The organism is Providencia sp. PROV116, from assembly GCF_028482485.1.
In the GTDB taxonomy this organism is placed as follows: domain Bacteria; phylum Pseudomonadota; class Gammaproteobacteria; order Enterobacterales; family Enterobacteriaceae; genus Providencia; species Providencia rettgeri.
Genome location: NZ_JAMPQO010000005.1, coordinates 106,635 through 128,343 on the forward strand (window position 1 = coordinate 106,635; position 21,709 = coordinate 128,343).

Annotated in this window: 18 protein-coding genes; 13 read left to right on the top strand and 5 right to left on the bottom strand. The window is 36.9% G+C overall.

The window, feature by feature from the left end; all coding sequences use genetic code 11:
- Window positions 1–35 precede the first annotated feature (35 nt).
- The 5 genes from PSE72_RS04745 (at window position 36) to PSE72_RS04765 (ending at window position 5,953) form a co-directional block, all read left to right on the top strand.
- Window positions 36–881 carry a hypothetical protein gene (locus PSE72_RS04745; RefSeq protein WP_115167727.1) on the top strand — a complete coding sequence of 282 codons (846 nt, stop codon included), beginning with the start codon at window positions 36–38 and terminating at the stop codon, window positions 879–881.
- A gap of 497 nt (window positions 882–1,378) precedes the next feature.
- Complete coding sequence (gene nadA, locus PSE72_RS04750; protein WP_115167726.1) at window positions 1,379–2,419, top strand: quinolinate synthase NadA; 1,041 nt, start codon at window positions 1,379–1,381, stop codon at window positions 2,417–2,419.
- A gap of 64 nt (window positions 2,420–2,483) precedes the next feature.
- Window positions 2,484–3,206 (top strand): nicotinamide riboside transporter PnuC, encoded by a 723-nt coding sequence (gene pnuC, locus PSE72_RS04755; RefSeq protein WP_115167725.1) that lies wholly within the window; start codon window positions 2,484–2,486, stop codon window positions 3,204–3,206.
- Between the two features lie 354 nt (window positions 3,207–3,560).
- The gene (gene aroG / locus PSE72_RS04760; RefSeq protein ID WP_213942932.1) at window positions 3,561–4,616 is read left to right on the top strand and encodes a 3-deoxy-7-phosphoheptulonate synthase AroG; all 1,056 of its coding nucleotides are present in this window, start codon (window positions 3,561–3,563) and stop codon (window positions 4,614–4,616) included.
- A gap of 416 nt (window positions 4,617–5,032) precedes the next feature.
- Entirely contained in the window at window positions 5,033–5,953 is a 921-nt protein-coding gene (locus tag PSE72_RS04765; protein WP_213942936.1) for a hypothetical protein, read from the top strand.
- Between the two features lie 65 nt (window positions 5,954–6,018).
- On the opposite strand, the gene PSE72_RS04770 is transcribed toward PSE72_RS04765, so the two are convergent.
- Together PSE72_RS04770 and gpmA are read right to left on the bottom strand one after the other, a co-directional pair.
- On the bottom strand, window positions 6,019–6,759 hold the full coding sequence (locus PSE72_RS04770; protein ID WP_115167722.1) for a hypothetical protein: 741 nt from the start codon (window positions 6,757–6,759) through the stop codon (window positions 6,019–6,021).
- Window positions 6,760–6,924: 165 nt separating this feature from the next.
- Window positions 6,925–7,677 (bottom strand): 2,3-diphosphoglycerate-dependent phosphoglycerate mutase, encoded by a 753-nt coding sequence (gene gpmA, locus PSE72_RS04775; protein ID WP_004909107.1) that lies wholly within the window; start codon window positions 7,675–7,677, stop codon window positions 6,925–6,927.
- A gap of 927 nt (window positions 7,678–8,604) precedes the next feature.
- Between gpmA and PSE72_RS04780 the strand changes: the two genes are divergently transcribed.
- The 7 genes from PSE72_RS04780 to PSE72_RS04810 all read left to right on the top strand — a co-directional run bounded on the left by PSE72_RS04780 (window position 8,605) and on the right by PSE72_RS04810 (window position 17,772).
- Entirely contained in the window at window positions 8,605–9,051 is a 447-nt protein-coding gene (locus PSE72_RS04780; protein ID WP_115167721.1) for a hypothetical protein, read from the top strand.
- Between the two features lie 22 nt (window positions 9,052–9,073).
- Window positions 9,074–9,394: a PTS fructose transporter subunit IIB gene (locus PSE72_RS04785; RefSeq protein WP_004909112.1), complete on the top strand. Its 321-nt coding sequence runs from the start codon at window positions 9,074–9,076 to the stop codon at window positions 9,392–9,394.
- Window positions 9,381–10,499, top strand: a complete 1,119-nt coding sequence (locus PSE72_RS04790) for a PTS fructose transporter subunit IIC (RefSeq protein ID WP_110731791.1) — start codon at window positions 9,381–9,383, stop codon at window positions 10,497–10,499. The genes PSE72_RS04785 and PSE72_RS04790 overlap by 14 nt, the downstream gene beginning before the upstream one ends.
- A 90-nt stretch (window positions 10,500–10,589) precedes the next feature.
- Window positions 10,590–13,175 (top strand): glycoside hydrolase family 38 C-terminal domain-containing protein, encoded by a 2,586-nt coding sequence (locus tag PSE72_RS04795; RefSeq protein ID WP_217007781.1) that lies wholly within the window; start codon window positions 10,590–10,592, stop codon window positions 13,173–13,175.
- Between the two features lie 12 nt (window positions 13,176–13,187).
- Entirely contained in the window at window positions 13,188–14,738 is a 1,551-nt protein-coding gene (locus PSE72_RS04800; RefSeq protein ID WP_115167720.1) for a fructose PTS transporter subunit IIA, read from the top strand.
- A gap of 176 nt (window positions 14,739–14,914) precedes the next feature.
- Complete coding sequence (locus tag PSE72_RS04805; RefSeq protein WP_109910953.1) at window positions 14,915–15,622, top strand: oligogalacturonate-specific porin KdgM family protein; 708 nt, start codon at window positions 14,915–14,917, stop codon at window positions 15,620–15,622.
- A gap of 32 nt (window positions 15,623–15,654) precedes the next feature.
- Window positions 15,655–17,772, top strand: coding sequence for a metallophosphoesterase family protein (locus PSE72_RS04810; RefSeq protein WP_115167719.1), 2,118 nt, complete (start codon window positions 15,655–15,657; stop codon window positions 17,770–17,772).
- 120 nt (window positions 17,773–17,892) lie between these two features.
- Here PSE72_RS04810 and PSE72_RS04815 read toward each other — a convergent pair whose 3' ends face one another.
- The 3 genes from PSE72_RS04815 to modE form a co-directional block, all read right to left on the bottom strand.
- Complete coding sequence (locus PSE72_RS04815; protein ID WP_198641785.1) at window positions 17,893–18,720, bottom strand: CPBP family intramembrane glutamic endopeptidase; 828 nt, start codon at window positions 18,718–18,720, stop codon at window positions 17,893–17,895.
- 204 nt (window positions 18,721–18,924) lie between these two features.
- On the bottom strand, window positions 18,925–20,394 hold the full coding sequence (modF, locus tag PSE72_RS04820; RefSeq protein ID WP_272690914.1) for a molybdate ABC transporter ATP-binding protein ModF: 1,470 nt from the start codon (window positions 20,392–20,394) through the stop codon (window positions 18,925–18,927).
- Between the two features lie 139 nt (window positions 20,395–20,533).
- Window positions 20,534–21,322 (bottom strand): molybdenum-dependent transcriptional regulator, encoded by a 789-nt coding sequence (modE, locus tag PSE72_RS04825; RefSeq protein ID WP_004909124.1) that lies wholly within the window; start codon window positions 21,320–21,322, stop codon window positions 20,534–20,536.
- A 218-nt stretch (window positions 21,323–21,540) separates the two neighbouring features.
- On the opposite strand from modE, the gene PSE72_RS04830 reads away from it, so the two are divergent.
- On the top strand, window positions 21,541–21,693 hold the full coding sequence (locus tag PSE72_RS04830) for an AcrZ family multidrug efflux pump-associated protein (RefSeq protein WP_004909125.1): 153 nt from the start codon (window positions 21,541–21,543) through the stop codon (window positions 21,691–21,693).
- The last annotated feature ends 16 nt before the right edge of the window (window positions 21,694–21,709 follow it).

Here is a 21,709-nt window from a genome sequence, read left to right on the forward strand (position 1 = left end):
TCAAATTATCATTTATTTTTTTAAAGGGAGTTAAAATGAAAATAAGTATATCAAAACGAGATGATAATCTTTTGGAATTAAAAGATTATCATGAATCCATAAGTGGAAATATAAAAGAACTTCATGTAGAACTAGATACATTAACTGAACAAACATTAAAAATAGAAACTGAACACGAGAGTATATTCCTTGCCGAAAGTTATAAGTTGGAAAGTAAACTAACATATGTTGAATATATTCAATCTAAAATATATATTGATAGAGTTAAAATTTATATTCATACCGTTAAGAATGCTCTAGATAAATATCAGCAACTACAAGATAAATTGCGCTTTTATATTGAAAACCCAGAAGAGATAAAAAACATTACACCAAATATCGCTGAGTGTTATGACAATGTGACAGAAAGCATTCGTAATTATCCATCCATTAGTTCTAGATTACACAGATTGTTATCCACGTTTGACTCGAAGGTTAGCCAGTTGATCACTGATGCTAAAGAATATACTTTAACTTTTCACTCTTCCTTGGCTAATTTAAGATACACTGCAAGTGATATATCTTATTCGATAGGAAGTTTACAGCAATATAAACAATCGGATGAGGAATTAGAGATTAATAATGCTGAGAATGATGAACTTGAAATTATTACTGAGTATAGGCAAAAAATGGATATGTCGAGTGATAAATTAATACACGATAGTACTAAAGAGGGTGATGCTATTAGTTACGAAAACAAAATAAAATCTGAATTACATATTGAGAGTGGAAATTTAACCGAGAATATTTCAGGGTTTTATAGTAGAGAGAAAATTCTATCTAATATAGTAAGTCATAATAATATTATAGAATCCATTTTTCTACCTATACCAATATATTAGTTGCATATTTTCCTTTGATTTATCATACCTGTCTACAGTACAAGTCGGCAGGTTGTAGCTTTTTTATTTCATGACATTTATACCCGTGACTCTTCAAGTTGCAGGGCATTTCGTTGAGGTATAAGTGACTACGCTCGTCGACCCACAGAGCTTATCTATGCACTCCGTCTATTTTTCTTGTCGCCTGCCCGCAACCCGAATTATTGGGGGATATAAAATTACCGTGTACGACCCTTATTACATATACAAGTTAACCTCTTAATTAAACACCATCTATTGATAAATCAAAGAGCAATCAACTTTTGCTTTCATGCAGGGTATATCCTTTGAGGAGAATCGCTAATGGGGAGGAAATGATGCTAGATAAGTAAAAATAGTGAAGACTTATTGAGCAAATTAGCGTATCGTGTTTAGTATATAAAACAAAATTGTGAATTTAGGCGGTTTTTAGCTTGGTTTAACTATTAAAATCGCTTTTTGCTAAACAGAGGCAACCAATGAGCGTGTTTATCGATTTTGACCAGTCAGTTTATCCATTCCCAGCAAAACCCACACGATTAAGCTCGGATGAAAAATCATTTTATCGGCAGCGGATCAAATCGCTTTTGGTCGAAAAAAATGCGGTGATCGTTGCACATTACTATACTGACCCTGAAATTCAAGCATTGGCTGAAGAAACGGGAGGTTGTGTCGCAGACTCTCTTGAAATGGCGCGTTTTGGTGCAAAGCATTCGGCATCAACTTTGGTTGTTGCTGGGGTGAAATTTATGGGCGAAACTGCAAAAATTCTCAGCCCAGAAAAGCAAGTCTTAATGCCGACATTAGAAGCCCTATGTTCCCTTGATATTGGTTGTCCTGAAGCGGAGTTTATCCGTTTTTGTGATGAGCACCCAGATAGAACCGTAGTGGTGTATGCCAATACCTCTGCAGCAGTTAAAGCTCGGGCTGATTGGGTTGTGACCTCAAGTATGGCAGTGGAATTGATTGAACACTTAGACAGCTTAGGTGAAAAAATTATTTGGGCTCCTGACCGCCATCTCGGACGTTATGTTCAACAGCAAACTGGGGCAGATATTCTGTGTTGGCAGGGGGCTTGTATTGTTCATGATGAATTTAAAACGCAATCATTAGAAAAAATGAAAGCACTATACCCTGAAGCAGCGGTATTGGTGCACCCTGAATCACCCCAAGCGATTGTCGACCTAGCGGATGCGGTTGGTTCTACAAGTCAATTAATTAAAGCAGCACAAAATTTACCTAACCCATCGATGATAGTGGCGACGGATAAAGGTATTTTTTACAAAATGCAGCAAGCTTGCCCCGAGAAGACGCTTTACATCGCTCCAACAGCGGGTGAGGGCGCTACATGCCGTACTTGTGCACATTGCCCTTGGATGGCAATGAATGGCTTAAAAGCGATTGCTGACGCTTTAGAAGGGAATACGCAAGATCATCAAATTCATGTCAGTGAGATATTACGAGAAAAAGCATTACGACCATTAAATAAGATGCTAGATTTTGCAGAGAGTCTAAAATAATAAATTCAATTTAATGAAGTACTGAGCAATACAACATTAACGATCACTTATAAAGGATTTTGGGATGGATTTCTTTAGTACAGCCAATACGTTAGTGCAGATCCCGCTATGGGGTTCAGTTTATGATTTATCTTACATTGAAGCCGTGGGGACCATTGCCGGCTTACTTTGTATCTTGCTTGCCAGCTTAGAAAAAACGATTAATTATCTGTTTGGGCTAATTAACGTTTCTCTGTTTGCAGTTATTTTCTTTCAAATTCAGCTATATGCAAATCTATTGCTACAGATATTTTTCTTTGTCGCCAATATTTATGGCTGGTATGCATGGAGTAGGGTCACCAGTTCGCAGCAAGCAGAGTTAAAAATTCGTTGGTTGAGCTTACCAAAAGCGGCTATAACACTGGTTATTTCAGTCGTTGCTATTATTTATCTCACATTTAATATTGATGCAGTATTTGGCGTACTAGCAAGATGGGCAGTCGAGTTGTTAAATCTGTTTGGTGCCAACCTTGCGATGCCTACGATAGAACCGGATGCATTCCCATTCTGGGATTCTGCAATGACCATACTTTCTGTCGTCGCAATGATCTTGATGACGCGTAAGTATGTAGAAAACTGGCTACTGTGGGTCATTATTAATGTGATTAGTATTGTTATTTTCTTTATTCAAGGTGTTTATGCGATGTCTTTAGAATATATAATTTTATTAGGTATCGCTCTAAATGGCTCTAGACTTTGGATAAAATCAGCAAAAGAAAATGGCTCTTTGCCCATTTCTCGAACTTAGATAGAAAAAATCACCTAAAGTAGCTAAAGTGACATTATCGTCGTTTAGCTATTTTAGTTATTATTTGCTCTGTAAAATGCTTTTTTTGCCTACTTATTGTGCTAAATTTCAACATATCACCTCATTTTATAATTGGTTACTAATAAATCCTTAGTTTTATCGAGCGTTTGCCTGTTTACAGATGTCTGTTGAACAGTTAGATTAAAATTTCGATGCTAATTATCTTTTATCCTCTCGGGGGCAGCGAAGGAATCCAGCTGTCTACTCTGCGCCTTGTTTGAGCGAAACCAGCGTGGATAAATTTGGCATGTAAATCAACTACAGTAAAAAATAATAAACATTGGATATACGGGTATGAATTATCAGAACGATGACGTCAGAATAAAACAAATAAAAGAATTATTACCACCAATTGCTCTGCTTGAAAAATTTCCAGCAACCGATAAAGCTGCGTTTACCGTTCATGAAGCACGCCTGGCAATCCACAATATTTTAGCCGGTAAAGATGACCGTTTAGTGGTCGTCATTGGCCCTTGCTCAATTCATGACACTAAAGCGGCTTTAGAGTACGCAGAGCGCTTAGGTAAATTACGTGAGGAATTAAAGGGTTCATTGGAAATCGTAATGCGTGTGTATTTTGAAAAACCACGCACGACAGTGGGCTGGAAAGGGCTAATTAATGATCCTAAAATGGATTGTAGCTTTGATATTAACGAAGGTTTGCGTATTGCACGTGAATTGCTGTTAACAATTAATAATCAAGGTTTACCGACTGCAGGTGAATTCTTAGATGTTATTAGCCCGCAATATGTTGCAGATTTGATGAGTTGGGGAGCCATCGGTGCTCGTACGACGGAATCACAAATTCACCGTGAGTTAGCGTCAGGTTTATCTTGTCCTGTTGGCTTTAAAAACGGTACAGATGGTACGATTAAAGTAGCAATTGATGCCATTAACTCTGCGCGTTCTGCCCACTGTTTCTTATCAGTGACCAAGTGGGGCCACTCTGCGATAGTAAATACGAGCGGTAACCCAGACTGCCATATTATTTTGCGTGGTGGTAAAGAGCCGAATTACAGTGCTAAACATGTACAAGAAGTACGTGAAGGGCTGGAAAAAGCAGGGCTTGTACCGAGTATCATGATTGACTTTAGCCATGCAAATAGCTCTAAGAAATTCGAAAAACAAATGGAAGTCGCAACGGATGTTTGCAAGCAAGTCAGCCAAGGTGACCGTTCAATTACAGGGATTATGATTGAAAGTAATCTTGTTGAAGGTAACCAAAACTTAGAATCGGGCGAGCCATTAGTTTATGGTAAAAGTGTCACTGATGCATGTATTGGTTGGGATGATACTGAAAAAGTTTTACGTCAATTATCTGATGCAGTGATTGCACGTCGTACGAAATAAATATCTTCTTTTTAAAATAAAAAGCCAATTCTATAATCGAATTGGCTTTTTTAATATTAATATACTTATAAGTATTAAGTTCTCTATTTTCAATACATGTAAAATATATTATTTTTATTTTTAATATTCATGTGTTTTTAAATATTAAATAAAAATTTGTTTATTTTATTAGGTTGGGTTAAATTGATTTTAAACCTAATTATTGAAGTGTGATATTTTTTATTCACTATCTTAGTTGTTAGGTTTTATTTGGCTCTCAGAGGCTTATTTAATGGAATGATTTTTTAATTTTACTAGCGAATGTGCTTTTCTAGAATCTATGGTTAATTTTATCAATTTATTAAGTGTAATTTAGTGAAAGTTATTTTGTTAAATTTAGTTATGATTAAATAAATGTGGAAATTAAAGGAAATAAAATGGAAAAAAATATCAAAATTGAATTGAATCGTAATATATATATGAGAATAAATTCACATGATTTAGGTATGTATATTGATTCTGGAGAGAAAAATTATCATATAATGAGTAACAGTACAGAAAAATACATTAAAATTTTTTCTGATATAAAAGATAGGGGGGAGATTAGCGAAAAACAACTACAGCAAATTCAAGATTACATTCTAGAAGTTAATAATTATGCTAATGGAACACTAAAGCAGATAAGTAGTATGAGTGATTTCAATAAAATGATTATCAAATATATTAATTCTGAGAGTCTTGATGAAAGAGAGTCATTACTTAAAGAATTAAGTGAACATGGAAGTAAATTAGTTAAAGAAGAGCCTTATTTAAAGTATGTATTCGATGTTATTGATACTGATGGAATGAATGATAAACTATTTCATGAATTGAAGTCAATTGGCAATGAATTTTCAGAACTAGCTAAAAACTCTAGGTATGAAAGTAATAAGGTACATTTTTTAGTTAATAATATTAAGGAATTTCTTGCGGATAAAGAAGCTTTTTATTCGGATTATATTGGCGAACTAAACAGTAATCAGAAATTGTTTGATTTGTATGATTCAAAGGCAAAAAGTTATCAGAAACAAATATTTGATAAGTGTCTTCAGGGATCTCTAACGGAAGTAAGAGAAATAGAAGCCAAATATAACGATACTATAAGTAACCGAGATTTTTTCGAGTCTCGTATAACTCATACTAAATCAACGATGAGAGCGTACAACGAGGCGATTAGAAAACAAGAAGCTGGAACTCAAAACTTTGTTTCTGTTATGGCAGGTTTTGCTCCAGCAGATATGAGTTTTGGGGTGAGTAATGATCATCAAATTAATTCACTCAGCCATACACAGATTATTCACCCAGCTATATACAACTAATAGTAAAATTTAATTAATAAAATTCTCTGTCAATATATTTATTGGCAGAGAATATTATCCTCTAGCTATTTTTGTATTTTACTCAATAACTCCATTAGCTTAGCTTTCTCTTCAGGTGTTGCATTCGCTGGCGTTGCCGTTAATTGCAATACTTCATTGTCGGTCTGAACATCGAAATACACTTTTCCTTTTTCACCTTTCACGTAAGTGACATCTTTTAAGGGAATACGGTAACAATGAGCAAAAATATTGGGGCGAATATATAAATGAGCATCTTTGACGGCTAAATAAACGCCATCTCCCGCTTTTTTGCCGAAGTAACCAAGAAAAATGGTAAAAACAAACAGGAACATCCCTAAACTTTGGCTTAATATAATGAAAGTGATACTGATTAAACCAAGTGCGCCGACTAAAATACGGTTATTACGTTTATTGAATGCGACTTGTTGGTCAAAATTGATATTGAGAGTCGTATCAAAAGGAGTCAATTGATGATAGCGCCAGCGGATTGCGGAAAAAATCATTCCCATAGCAAATACAATGGTAATTGGCATTAATGCAAGGCTACTAATGATAGTGAGACCAATAGAGAGCCTTGGTTTGTATGTCATTACCATGATACTGATGATCTGTATTGGGAAACTAACACAGGCAATAATCATTAAGGTTTTCATTAGCTCAGCGTTTGCTGCACCATTCGAACCATCAACAACTAACTCTCCTCCTTGGATCATATAAAGCAGTGAACCTAAAATACTGGCGCTAAGTACTAACCCGACCCAAACGTAAATATTAAATTTATTCATTTTGTCGTTTTATCAACCTTTCAATGTGTTTTCCCTATGATAGTCGCTTATTCCTCTTTCTAACACTAACAGTTTGCGTTTTTTGTTATAGAGAGAGTGGATCTCAGATAATAAAAAAGGGCTAAGCAAATGGCTTAGCCCTCGTATTCAAGATAAAGTAAGTAATTACTTCGCTTTACCTTGGTTTGCAACTGCAGCTTGTTTAGCAGCAATTTCGTCTTGGTTACCTAAGTAGTAACGTTTGATTGGTTTCATGTTTTCATCGAATTCATAAACCATTGGTACCGCAGTTGGGATATTTAATTCAAGAATTTCATCTTCACTTAAGTTGTCTAAGTGTTTAACTAAAGCACGCAGTGAGTTACCGTGAGCGGCAATGATCACTTTCTCACCACTGGTGACACGTGGTTTGATCACTTCTTCCCAATAAGGGACAACACGTTCAATTGTTGTTGCTAAGCTTTCAGTGACTGGTAATTCGTTTTCTGACAGTTTCGCATAGCGAGGGTCGTGGCCAGGGAAGCGTTCATCATCTTTAGTCAGGTCAGGTGGTGTGATGGCAAAGCCACGACGCCATAATTTAACTTGTTCGTCACCGTATTTTGCTGCGGTTTCTGATTTGTCTAAACCTTGCAGAGCACCGTAATGACGTTCATTTAATTTCCAGCTTTTTTCGACTGGTAACCATGATTGTTCAACTTGATCAAGGATGTTCCATAAAGTATGGATAGCGCGTTTCAGAACGGAAGTGTAAGCAAAATCAAAAACAAAACCTTCGTCTTTTAGCAGTTGGCCCGCAATTTTTGCTTCTTCGCGGCCTTTATCAGACAGTTCTACGTCAGTCCAACCTGTGAAGCGGTTCTCTTTGTTCCACTCACTTTCACCGTGTCTTACTAAAACCAGTTTAGTTACAGCCATAGCTAAAACTCCTATCAGTACATTCTAATTAGAAATGAATTGTTGCTGACCTACATTATAGGGATAGTCAACTCGAACGCCAGTAGCAACTTGCGTTTTCTCCCTATCAATGTGAAAAACAAATTTTACATGAGGGTAATGACTTGTTTTCTAGGTTCGTAGATCCTATGAATACTCTAAATTTAACTCGAATTGAATCGATACAGCAAGCGATAAAATGACGGTTTTTACATTCTTATGATGGATATCAAGCAAAGTGCCTAATAACTTTAAGGCAAAGAACCGGCGGTTGGTTGTTTTTTTTACAAATTACTGACGATTGCTGTTTAAACCGAGTTTGTTTTTCACCATAAGTTTTTTGTTCAGTGGTTGAGATACACTGATTCGTTTGAGCATCGTGCTTAGAGTCGTGAGTTTGTAATGGTCTAATGAGCTGATAAAATTGAAAATGTTATCAACTTTTGATGAATTGCATTATCTTCACTTATTGAGCAATATAAATTTAGTGAGTTAAGGTTAATCAATGCGTCATTATTCTAATTTATCTTAAATTTGTTGTTTTTCAAATTTTTTATTTCATTAAATTCCTTTTAATTAAGCCAATCGGTTGAATTGCATTCTATATAAAAATTCATAAAAATACTTTTTTTGAATTAATATAAAGAAGCCAGATTAATAATTTATATTATTGTGGAATTCCAGTTTTTTATTCTTTTACTTTTTTTTACTAAAATATATTTTTAAAATAAAAATAGTTTTATAATTTAACCTAAGTCATTAATAATCAATTTATTATTAATTAACGAAGGTCGTTAATAAGGTTTTGACGGTTTTAATTTATATTTATTTTAATAAATGAGTGTGGAATCACAGTAATTTTCTATTTTATACGATTAGAATGATGCCAATTTCTAAAGGGGAAACACGATGTCTTTACATTTTGCTTCATTTTTTAAGACCTGCATTTTATTTTTGCTGTCACTTGATAGCAAAATGAAGGCTTTATTGAGCAAAATTTGCTGGTTTGTTCCCGTTACCTCTTTAGAAAAAGACGAATCCGAATACCCTAACCAATTAGAAAATGATTTTTCAGTTAATTGGTCGCAATTATGGCTGAGTGCACAGACGCTTTATACCGAATTATTTGCTAGCGGTGCGGTTAAAGTAGAAAGAAAGTATTACGTAAAGCCATTAATATCACTGAATATTCGTAAGCGTTACGAATTGCTATTTTTGTTCCTTGTTTCTAGTTTACGTCACATGATGACTTGCCGTCATTCTAGTGGTGCGCCTGGAAATATAGCTAATTTAACTTTAATTGTCTTTCAAAAGCACAATGCGCGTTTTCGCCATTGTGCTTTTTTTATTACCTGAATTAAATTTTTAAGGAGTTGTTATGTTTATTATCTGTGTCGCTGCTTGTCCTACTGGTGTTGCTCATACTTACATGGCAGCGGAAGCATTGGATATCGTAGGGAAAAAACGCGGTCATGAAATCAAAGTTGAGACCCAAGGGAGTATGGGAATTGAAAATGAAATTACCAGTGACGACTTAGCAAGAGCAGATGCAGTCATTTTGGCTGCTGATGTCGCCGTTATTAATAAGGAACGATTTGATGGAATGATTAAGCTTGAATGTAGCGTTGCTGATCCAATTAAGTATGGCGATGCAATTATTGATGCCATCGAGGAGGAAATGAAGAATGGGGCAGTTTAATGGTGCGTCTAAATTAGGTATTGGTACGGAAATTAAAAATGCCATTATGACTGGTGTGTCATGGATGCTGCCATTTGTTATTGCTGGTGCGGTAATTATGGGGATAGCGCGTATTGGTGCATCTTTATATGGCATTGATAATATTTGGGATGCAAGCCATCAGGATGCGACAAATTTTGTGGTGCAAATGCTTCATAAATTTGATGGTTTTGGTGGGTTAGCGTTATCACTCATGTTACCCATTGTTGCGGGTTATATCAGTTTTGCGATTGCGAATAAACCCGGACTAGCGCCAGGCATGGTTGGCGGCCTATTGGCTAGCAATTTAGGGACGGGGTTTTTAGGTGCATTAGCGGCAGGATTTATTGCGGGTTACATTGTTCGTTTATTAGCGAAATATACGAAATTACCCAAATCACTTGCATCAGCAGGACCTATTTTTATTTTACCAGTCGGGGGTACATTACTCACCTGTATTATTATGGCATTTGTGATTGGTGCACCTTTAGCGGCACTTAATCATGGTATGGAACAATGGCTTTTATCAATGTCGGGGTCTAACAAAATTATTCTTGCTGCCGTTATTGGTGCCATGGTTGGATTTGACCTTGGGGGGCCAGTTAATAAAGCGGCTGTAACTACTGCAATGGCATTATTAGCATCGGAAATTTATGAGCCAAATACTGCGGCTCAAGTGGCTATTATTATTCCCCCAATTGGCATTGGCTTAGCAACGTTAATTTGGGCAAAACGTTTTCCTGAGTCATTACGAGAGGCTGGCAAAGCGTCGACATTAATGGGGTTAATTGGTGTTTCAGAGGGTGCAATTCCATTTGCGTTGGCAAATCCAAAAATTATTATTATTAATATAGTTGGTGCAGCAACAGGTGCGGCGATGGCAGTTGGTTTAGGTGCGATAAACCATGCGCCTATTTCAGGGTTTTATGGCTGGTTGGCCGTAGATAAATGGCCGATATATATATTATCGGTTGCTGTAGGATCTGGAATTATCACTGTTGGTTCTTTATTAATATTTCGTGGAAATAAAACGATAGAAACTAAAAAAATAGAAACGGCGATTCCTAAATTTAAAGTCGGACGTTAATTAGAACTTTATCTTAATAATCTTATGCTGTGTTAATTAGCGTGAATAACGTGCGGGTTTGTTCTGCTAAAAATATTTTAAGGTCATAAAATGAAAACGGTACATTTAATTCAACATACGCACTGGGATCGTGAATGGTATTTCACTGAGAATGATTCAAAAATTGTTCTTTATTATTTCATGAATGATTTAATAAAACATTTAGAAGAAGACCCTTCTCTTGGCCCATTTGTCTTAGATGGACAGACTGTAGTGTTGGAAGATTATTTACAGGTTGCACCAGAAAGGCGTGATTGTTTACAGAAATTAATTAAACAAGGTCGAATTCTTATTGGGCCTTGGTATACACAAACGGATTTTTTAGTGGTGGGAGCTGAATCCATTACGCGTAATTTATTATTGGGCAAAGCCGATTGTGATCAATGGGAAAATTATATGCCAATAGGTTATGTGCCTGATTCATTTGGACAAAGTTCGCAACTTCCAATGTTTTTACAAGAGTTTGGCATTAACCATGCGGTGGTATGGCGCGGCTGGTGTGAACATGATGTTGCCAGTAGTGAATTTATTTGGAAATCGCAGTCAGGCCATCGAGTCACTACGGCGGTATTACCTTGGGGGTATGGTTGTGCGAAATGGCTGCCTGATAACCCAGAAAAAGCGTCAGCTGTTTTGCCTGCAATCCTAGAAAAACAGGCTCGGTTTGCTCATTCGGACCAGATATTGTTACCTAATGGTAATGACCAGTCGCCATTTGAGTATGCCGTTCCTAGAATGCTTGAGCAGCTAAATAAAGTACAAAATGACTATTATTTTGTCAAAAGTAGCTTTAGTGCATTTTTTGATGCGCTTCAAGCTAATAGTTCGGGATTACCTGAATTCGAAGGTGAATTACTGAGCTCGAAATATATGCGTGTCCACCGCGGTATTTTTTCCACACGGGTGGATATCAAATTATTAAATGCGCAGTTAGAGCAATTTGTTAGCCAACAACTCGAGCCACTTTTAGCGATTAATTGGCGGCTTGGTTTGCCTTATCCACAAACCGCGATTGATAATATTTGGCGCAAAGCGATGCAGTCGCACGCCCACGACAGTATTGGTGGGTGTAACTCTGACCGTGTTAATAGCATGGTAAAAGCGCGCTTAAAAGACGGCTTAGAAAGTGCGAATCAACTGTTTGATCTGAATATGAAAATGCTTGCTCGTGGGATAGAGGCGACACAAGAAGGTAAAAAAGTGATTATCTTCAATTCATTGCCACATAAAAGAGATGCGCAGGTTCGCATTACACTTTATACACCTGAAAAACAATTTTGTATTAAGGACGATGCAGGAAGACCTTGCCGCTGGCAACTTATTCGCGAAGAAAAACAAGATATGTCATTGATCGTACAGGAACTGGCAAATAGTACGACAACGACATGGTATCGGAAGTGTGAAATATTACTTGAAGCGAAAGACCTGCCTTCCTGTGGTTATCGGACTTTTTATTTACTTGAAGGTGAAAATGCGGGCTTTGACACTCCTACCTATATTCAGGCTGAGAATATATTAGAAAATGAATGGTTGAAGCTCGAAATACATCAAGGGCAGTTGACGCTAACCGATAAACGCAGTCAACAGCATTATCCGAACATTCTTCGGTTAATTGATGGTGGGGACGCAGGGGATAATTATAACTATTCGCCACCTGAAAATGATTGGTTAATCAGTAGTGATGGCCATTTAGAGCAATTTGATTGTATCAGGGCGCCTTTAATGGATTCGCTTATGCTTAATTGGCTGATACCCGTTCCTCAAAATGCGATGGCCCGCCAAGAAAAGCAAGCTAATGCGCATTTAACTGCCATCATGAAACTTTCTTTGCCTCATGATAAGGCATGGTTAGATGTCGAAATCACGATCAATAATACAGTCGAAGACCATCGAATCCAGGTAGAGATCCCTACGGTAGTTCAACAGGTGTTTCATTTCGCAGACCAACCTTTTGGTTTGATCCAACGAGAAAATCAGCCAGCTGCCATGAAAATATGGCGAGACGAAAACTGGACGGAAGCACCAACGGCACTCTATCCAATGCAAAGTTTGGTAATGCAATATGATGATAAAAAAGGTATGTGTGTTGTTACTAAAGGGCTCAGAGAGTATGAGATACCAGCAAACCAAACCGATATTATTCGCGTAACCCTACTGCGTTGTGTGGGTTGGTTAGGCCAAGCCAATCTTACTTGGCGGCCGGGACGTGCATCGGGTATGGTTCTTCCATCACCAGAGTCACAAATTCAGGGGCTCCATCATTTCCATTTTGCCATACTGCCGATAGACAATGGTCAAAGTGCCCAACTTTGGCGTGATATTGAGCATTGGCGTTTACCTGCGTTTGGTTACCTAGACTCTGGTTGGTCTCAATTTAAAACTAATCCTCATTATATTGTTTTTCCTGATATTTATAGTTTACTGACGTGGGATAGCGAGCTGCATTTCAGCACTTTGAAAAAAGCACAGAACCAAGAATCACTTATTTTACGAGGGTGGAACCCAAGTAGTGAAACCAAAACTTATTCAGAGCCTAAGTCGAATACACAGATACACCAAGTTACTTTATCGGAGTCTCCATGCATAAATACAGATAAAGCAGCTCCTTGTACGCCTGTGTCTTGGTTGATTAATTAATAAGGAAAAGTAATGAAAGTACTTACATTTCGTTGTGAGTTACCAAATGGTATTCATGCAAGGCCAGCGAGTACAATTGAGCAAAAAACAGCTTGTTTTCAATCAGATATTTTACTTTTTAATAAAACCAAACAACGCCAAGCCAATGCGAAAAGTGTGCTAGCTCTTGTTGGTGCAGATGTCACTGTTGGTGACGAATGTTATTTTACAATCAGTGGAAATGATGAAAATCTGGCTTATGAAAAACTAAAGGTATTTATTGAGCAAGAGTTTATTCATTGTGATGGATTAATGCCGAAAAAAGATAAACCAGAACAAGGAATGATCCCGATATATCTGAGCCGGACACTATCCCAAATTATTCAGGGTGACGGTGTTAGCAAAGGTATTGCAAAAGGTAGGGCTATCTATATGAAATCTTTTGATTTACAACAGATTTCATTATCAGAGCCATCAAGTTCGCAATCAGAGCAATGTGAAATACTAAAACTTGCGTTACAAAGAGCTCGTCAGCAATTTAGTCTAGACATTCAGCAAGCTGATAAAGCAGCGGTTGATATTCTAGAGGCACAAAGCCAATTATTGGATGATGAGGATATTGAAGCGTGTTTGCTTGAACCAAGAGAGGCGCGTAATGCGATTGCGGCGTTATCAATGGCAATTGAGGAACTCAGCTTGCCATTTCGAAGCAGTAGTAATGAATATTTACGCCAACGTGAGTTAGATATTAAGGATTTGGGATTGCGTATAGCGAGGCATCTTGGTATTCAATCTAAAATACAACTTCCTAAATTAACAGAAGATTCGATTATTATTTGTCAAGGATTACTAACACCAAGCGAATTATTGGCATTGAGAGGTGAATATTTGCAAGGTATTGTGATGGCTACAGGCGCAGAAATATCACATACCGTTATTTTAGCGCAATCTTTCTCTCTTCCTTTAATATGCCTTTCATCCTCTATGATTGAATCAATCCAATCTGCTCATGTTTTATTGGTAGACACGCAATACGATTTATTAATTATTGAACCTGATGTATATGCAGATAATTGGTTCAAGTTTGAAAAAGATAAATTATCTCATTTGGCTATTTCTACGAATAAACCAAAAATTGATTATTCAGTATTGGACCCGTCTTTAATTTTTCTTGATGAAAGAATGGAAAGTAAAGAGGAAGTCATTAAACGATTAACTGATAATTTAGAGATTAATCATCGAGCTGATTCAGGGGCACAAGTTGAACAAGCAATATGGCAGAGAGAAGAGATTTTTAGTACGGCATTAGGTTTCTCAATTGCAATACCGCACTGTAAATCACCTTTTGTTAAACATAGTAGTATTTCAGTATTGCGTTTACCGAATGAGCTAGCGTGGGGAGACAATGTTGATGTTAAATTGGTAATTATGCTAACAATTAATGATTCAGATGAAAATCAGCATATGCGAATCTTTTCTGTTCTCGCACGTAAATTAATGCATGAGTCTTTTAGAAATGAAATATTAAATGCGAAAAAATCAAAATATATTGTTGATTTATTAAAGTTGGAATTAGGGATGTGAGATAAGAATATAAAATAATTTTAAAATTTTAATAAGGTTAATTTTCTTTTAAGTTACTTAAAGGGATGGGATGGTTTTTTCAAAAAAATAAGGAGTGTATATACATAAAAGATAACTAATAACTCATTGTTTTAATCGTTAAATAAAAAATAAATATTAATTATAGGAATCAGTTTATGAAAAACTTAACTCTAGGTATCTCTACGTTATTATTTTGCACAGCAGCGAATGCGACATATATTGACTATCGTCATGAATGGTTAGGGGATGAGCATCGTCATGAAGATCGTGTCAAAATTGGCCATAGCATGCAAAATGGAACTTATTTTAGCCTTGAAGGAAAATGGAGAAGCCGAGATGGCGGTTTCGGTGAAAACCTATCATCAAAAGGAAATGAGGTTGAAGTCGGTTATAAATATAAAGCCACAAAAGATTTTGTTTTAACTCCTTCTTTTGCGCTAGATTCCGGAGATAAAGATACAGCTTATAAATTCAGTGTCAAAGCAGCTTATAATTTAACGGATGATTTTAATATTGGAACTCGTTTACGTTATGGCGTAAGGCATTATGATAACTCTAATAAGCCTAAAAAAGATAATCAACATTATTGGCAGAGTAATTTTTATTTAGGTTATAAGTTGCAAGATTTCTCATTAAGTTATGACTTTGAATATAAATTTGATACTGATTATCCCGCATATAAAGGTAAAGAAAAGGATTATGCACATAATCTGAATGTGTCTTGGATTGGTAATAAGACATGGGTTCCTTATATTGAATTAGGCTATGTTTCCTATGATGACGGTTCATACGTCAAAAATGGACAAACTTACCGTGATGCATGGCAGTGGCGTTATCGTGTTGGCATTGCATATAACTTCTGATAGAAATAGTTAATTATCTAAAGGGAACAAATATGAACAATAAATTAAAATATGGTTTTGCCCTTGCATTAATGTCCGTTGGAACTGTCGCAATGGCAAATGACCCTACGGCTCAATCTTATAATTATCGCGTCGCGTTTATGCCCGACATCCATTTTCATGATGTTTATGGGCAGTTTGCTGATAATGCATTTGAAGGATTAAAAAATAGTAAAAGTGGTCAAAATGCCGTTATTCGTTCTATGTATGCGCAATTAACCTCTACGCGTTTATTTAATGAAAATTATTTTGCTCTACGTGCTGCACTTGATGATGCAGGTAAGAAAGGTATTAAACTCATTGCATTACCTGGCGATTTTACCGATGACGGCCAACCTATTCATTTACGTGGACTAGTGAAAGTCTTGCAAGAGTACGAGCAAAAATATGGTATGCGTTTCTTTGCAACGCCAGGAAATCATGATCCGAACCGCCCATTTGATATGCCAGCAGGAAAGGAAGATTTTCTTGGAATTGATGGTAAAACTCAACGTATCTTTAGTTTAGGGGCTAATGAGTGTACGGGATATAAAGGAAAAACGGCCGTTATAGAAACGGGCGCTGAGTTACCGACAATTTGTACCGAAGAAATGGTATATAATGGTTATGGTCGAGTGATGGATGCAATGAAATCGTTTGGTATTAATCCACTACCAGAAGATATTTATTGGGAAACGCCATACTCAAACTATGATTCTCAAGGTTACAGCTATGAAGCAGCTTTAAAATCCAGTGATTTTAACCAAAGACAGTATGAAATTTGTACTCAAGGAACAGGCGGTAAATATAAGCAGGAGGGGTATGGGCCTTGTTTTAATGTTGCAGACAGTAGTTACCTTGTTGAGCCTACTCCTGGTTTGTGGTTAATGGCCGTTGATGCCAATGTCTATGTTCCTTCTGAAAAAGCAGATATTAACCACCCTAAGGCGGCTAAAAACTTTGCGGGGTCGGGGAATGCGGGTTACAACAAAATGTTGACACACAAACAGCAGACTGTTGAGTGGATGGCGGATGTTGCAAAGCGCGCGAAAGAACAAAATAAAACATTAATCACGTTTAGCCATTTTCCGATGGTTGAATTTGATAATGGCGCAGCGGATGACCTTGAAACCATTTTTGGTAAAGGTAAATTTCAGTTAGAAAGGGCTCCAAAAGAAGACACGAGCCATGCAATGGCAAAAACAGGCATCGGTGTTCATGTTGGCGGTCATATGCATTTTAATGATACAGGTGTACGTAAGTATTCGGATGGCAGCTTACTTTTTAATATTCAAGCTCCCTCAATGGCAGCATATGTCCCTGCTTATAAAATATTGAATTTTAGAAATGCCAATGAAATTGATGTGCAAACTATTATAATAGAAGATGTACCTCGGTTTGATGAGTTATTTGAGCACTATCAGCAAGAATGGGATCACCTCAAAAATACCAACTCGTCGCATCTTTGGAATAAAGATATCTTAAGCGCAAATAATTATTATGACTTCACTAATTGGCATATTACTGAACTGACACGTTTACGTTTTATTCCAGAGGAATGGCCATGTGAAATTCGTCAAATGTTATTTAGTTTGAATGGTGAAGAGATGCTTATTTTAAGCCAATTAGATACAAAGAAAGCTTATAATGAAGTATTAACGGCACCATTGAGCCAAAATCATGAAATCTGTGCAAAGGACCCTGGGACTGTTAATGTCACCGAAATCTATTTGAAGAAAGACTCTGAGGCATGGAAAAAAGCCAGTGATAAAGCCGCTATTCTTGCTAAAAATACAGGGTATCAGTTAAAGGACTTTGCAAAATGGAATGGTTTTGATCTTGCTGTGGATTTTTATCGTTTACGTAATGCAGACGAGCTTGCGTTACAAGATATACCTGTAGAAAGATTAAATCAGTATCGATTCCTCACAGGAACCTTGTTATCGTCATTACCAACTGAGACTGACAAAATTAATGCGGGTAGTTCATTTGAAAATATTTTTAAATTACGTTTTGGCAGTATTTTCACTGTAATTGATAAATATCTACAAGGAAATCCGAGTCGAGATTTTTATCTTAATATTGAGTCTGGTGAAATTAAACCAATGAATGTTAATCAAGCTAGTAATTAGATTAACGATAGATAACATGGCTATAATAATGAAAAATCACTAACATCACTTGTGTTAGTGATTTTTTATGATAAAAATCATTCAGTTTATGGGGGATTATGAATTTTCAATTCGCTAATATTAACTAGTAACCAACTTAAATGGGTAAGTAAAAAATAATAGATGCCCTAAATTCAGCCCGAAATGAATTGATACCGCCAGCCATAATTTACCACTCCACATCCAAGCTAAGCCATAAATCAAACCAGCTAACGTAGCAAAGAGAATTAACAACGGCCCACCAGCAAAATGCACTGCACCAAATAACAGTGAAGTAATAACTAATGCGAGGTAAGGTGATTTTAACCAAAGGGTTAGGCGTTGCTGTAAATAGCCACGAAATAGCGCTTCTTCTGCTAATGAAACAAAAAATAGATTACAGAGCATAAAAGCAGGTAACCAACTAGGAAAATGCCATTCAAAGGCTAACCCACCAGCAGCAGTCGCAATTAGCAATAAAAGTGGAACAAAACTAACTAATAGTGCCCATTGAACTTTAGTTGCATGTTTGGCTGGACGGCAAATAAATAATGTTGGTAAGCAGGCAAGTAAAATAAAAGGGACGAGTGCCTTATCAAAATTAAAATACATTGTGAATGGAGCGCTATGTGTTCCTACTGTGACTTTATCTAGATATTTTAGGTTATTAAAACCAGGAAATAAGTGAATAAATAACCCGATCGCACAGATTAGTAAGGTGATTTCACTGATAACTTTTATGGGTAGGTAGTGTTGGAAACGCAAACGAATAATGGCAATTAACGTAATACAAGCTAAGAGTAGAATCGCTTGCCAATCAATAATGTATGTGAATGCAGCAGTAATGATTGTGCAGATGAGTAAAAAAAGAGCAATTAAACGATGTGTTGCAAGTGTAGCAAGTGAAGAGGCTAACATTAACCAAGCCATAAAGAATATCCATTATAATGTCTAAATTATTAGAAGAGGCGCAGTGTAATGATTTTGTGTGATTTTTCTAATTGAAAATAACTGAATAATAATAAATTAAACAAAATCAAATGGTTGTAATTAGATAATTTAGTTATCATCTATTAAACATTAGATTAAATTTGCCAATAGTTTCATCGTATCTATTGGCAAATAAGTCAAAAATTAGAGGGTTTCAATATCGTAACGGTATTTCCCATTATCAGGGACAAAAGTGAGCCGATGCGTAATACAAGCAGGGGTATCTTCATGATGATGGGTAACGAACAGGAGTTGTGTGTTACCTTGGCTTAGCATTACATCAATAAACCGCAGTACTAATAATCGGTTAAGACCATCTAAGCCTTGTAATGGCTCATCTAAAATCAGCATGGCAGGGTGTTTAACTAGCGCTCGAGCAATCAAAACTAAGCGCTGCTGCCCCCACGAAAGACTATGGAAAGGTTGCTGAGCTGTTTGTGTTGAAAAACCTAACAAAGCTAACCATTCATGTGCTAATTGTATTTGACGGTCAGATGGTGTTTGGTACAAGCCAATAGAATCATGAAAACCGGAAATAATGACATTGAGTACACTGGTTGCGACTCGGTATTCTTGGTGAATGCTATTGCTGACATACCCAATATGGCGCTTAATATCCCATATGGTTTCTCCTGACCCACGACGGAAGCCAAATAAGGTTAAGTCATTACTGTACCCCTGAGGGTGATCTCCTGTAATCAAGCTCAGTAACGTTGATTTTCCTGCTCCATTTTCGCCGATAATTTGCCAGTGTTCGTTTGGATTTACCTGCCAATTTAAACCGTGCAGTATCGGTTTGTCATTGTAGCTAACGGTCCCATTTTTTAAAATAATACGAGGCGTCGTATCATCCAGTTTTTCGTCTGCGGTTGGGTCTTCGGTTTCAGGGATGGAAAGTTGTTTAATTTTCTCGCTGTGCTGTAATTGTGTGATTAGCGTGTTAGCGAGTACTGACTCTCTATTTCCTGCCATCGTTAGCTTGCAGCCTGCGACAACACCCATATTTTCAATAAAGTCAGGGAGCTCATCAAAGCGGTTTAGCACTAATACTAAAGTTAAGCCTTTTTCAGACAAACTTGAAAGCAGTTCGCTAAGGTTACTTCTCGAATAGACATCTAAACCATCAAATGGCTCATCAAGGATCAACAGGTCAGGGTTGCCCATTAATGCTTGGCATAACAAAACTTTACGAGTTTCACCCGTAGAAAGGTATTTAAAGCGACGCGAAAGTAAGTCACTGATACCAAAGCGAGCGGCCAGTTCGAGACAATATTCATTGTCTTTATGGTTAAATTGAATGATTTCAGCAGCGGTATACCCCGTGTCATCTTCATCATCACTGAGCATATCTGTATTGTTGCGCTGCCATTCTTCATTGATGATTTTTTGTAATTGTTCAAATGATGAACGAACTGGAGAGGTGAATGTATTTTTTACGACACCCGAAAGTGGAGGGAGCTCATTGGAAAGTACTCGAGCGAGTGAAGATTTACCGCTGCCATTAGCACCAATAAAAGCCCAACTTTCCCCTTTTTCGATGTTAAGTTGTTGAATGTATAAAGTCTGGATTTCGCTGAGCTTAAAGTTGCCATGTTGTATTGTTATTGTGCTCATCAAGCTTCCTTATCATGATTATTTACCTTGTCATCTATCACAAATAATCAGGATTGAAGATAAAGTCAACAACTGAACGGTATGGCAGGAAAAAAAAGGTGAATGCTTACTTACTTTTATAGTAAGTAAGCAGGACAAATTAACACAGGGTGGCAATAATCACTTGGTCAGCATTGAATAGTGCAGTAACGCTATTATTAATTTTCAAAGATTGGCTATCAATTTCACTGTTTGGCATGGTTGAACATAAAGTTTCACCGCCTGTGAGTGTCACTATCACTTCGCTGTTCTCATCACCTCTCTCTAAAGTGGTAATTTTCCCTGCAAGGTAGTTATCAAAGCCTGTTGGGTTAGGTTGTTTAGTTATTTTTACCCAAGGTGCTTTAATCAATGCGAGAACTTCTTTACCTTCGGTTAACCCTAAACGGTTAGCGCTTTGCTCTGTTAGTGCGGCATTAATCACAGTGCTGTTATCGGCTAAGCGAATTTGTACATGTTGTTGAACTTGCATATGGTCACGGGAAATTAAAGTACCAAAAAATTGGTTACGGGCACTGGTTTGCAATGAAAACCGTGAAATAGCAGCTAATAAGCTGTCTAAAGGGAGATTATCTTCTTTGAGTACATCAAAGGCTTTTTGTTGAATTTGCGCCAGTAAATCATAAAGTTGAAGTAATCTTTCACCATAGTGGGTGAGTGTTGTGCCGCCACCGCCTTTGCCACCTGTTGCTCTATCAACAAGGATATCATCAGTGAGTTGATTCATTTCATTGATGGCATCCCAAGCACTTTTATAGCTGATCCCTGCGAGTTTAGCGCCTTGGCTGATTGACCCTGTCGCTTTAATTTGTTTTAGTAGCGCGATACGGCGAGGATCAGCAAATAAACTGCCCTGTAGTTTCAGTGTGAGTAAAATTTCGGCCTGCATAAATTTCTCCCTTCCGGCGTGGCTGGTGATGACAGACGTAAAAAGCACGTTTAGTATGTCGTTAGTATAATATTTTGTCTAAAATAGTCTCCATTATAACGTAATTGTGCGTTATTATTTTGATTTGATTTATACTCAATGTACTGAGAGTCAAGTTTTCCCTCGTCGGCGTATCTTGTAGGCTGGTGGGCACAGTATCACTGAAGAGGTTTTTTCCTATGTTTGAACTAATTAAAAGTTTGGGTTTTGCCCTGATGATGGTTCCAGTCGTTATGTTTTTGATCATGGGTTTGATCTATGGCTTGGGCGCGTTCTTTAACTTACTGTCTAAAGCACATGTACCTCATCATCACAACACTGAAAACAAGTAATTTTTAACAAAATTTC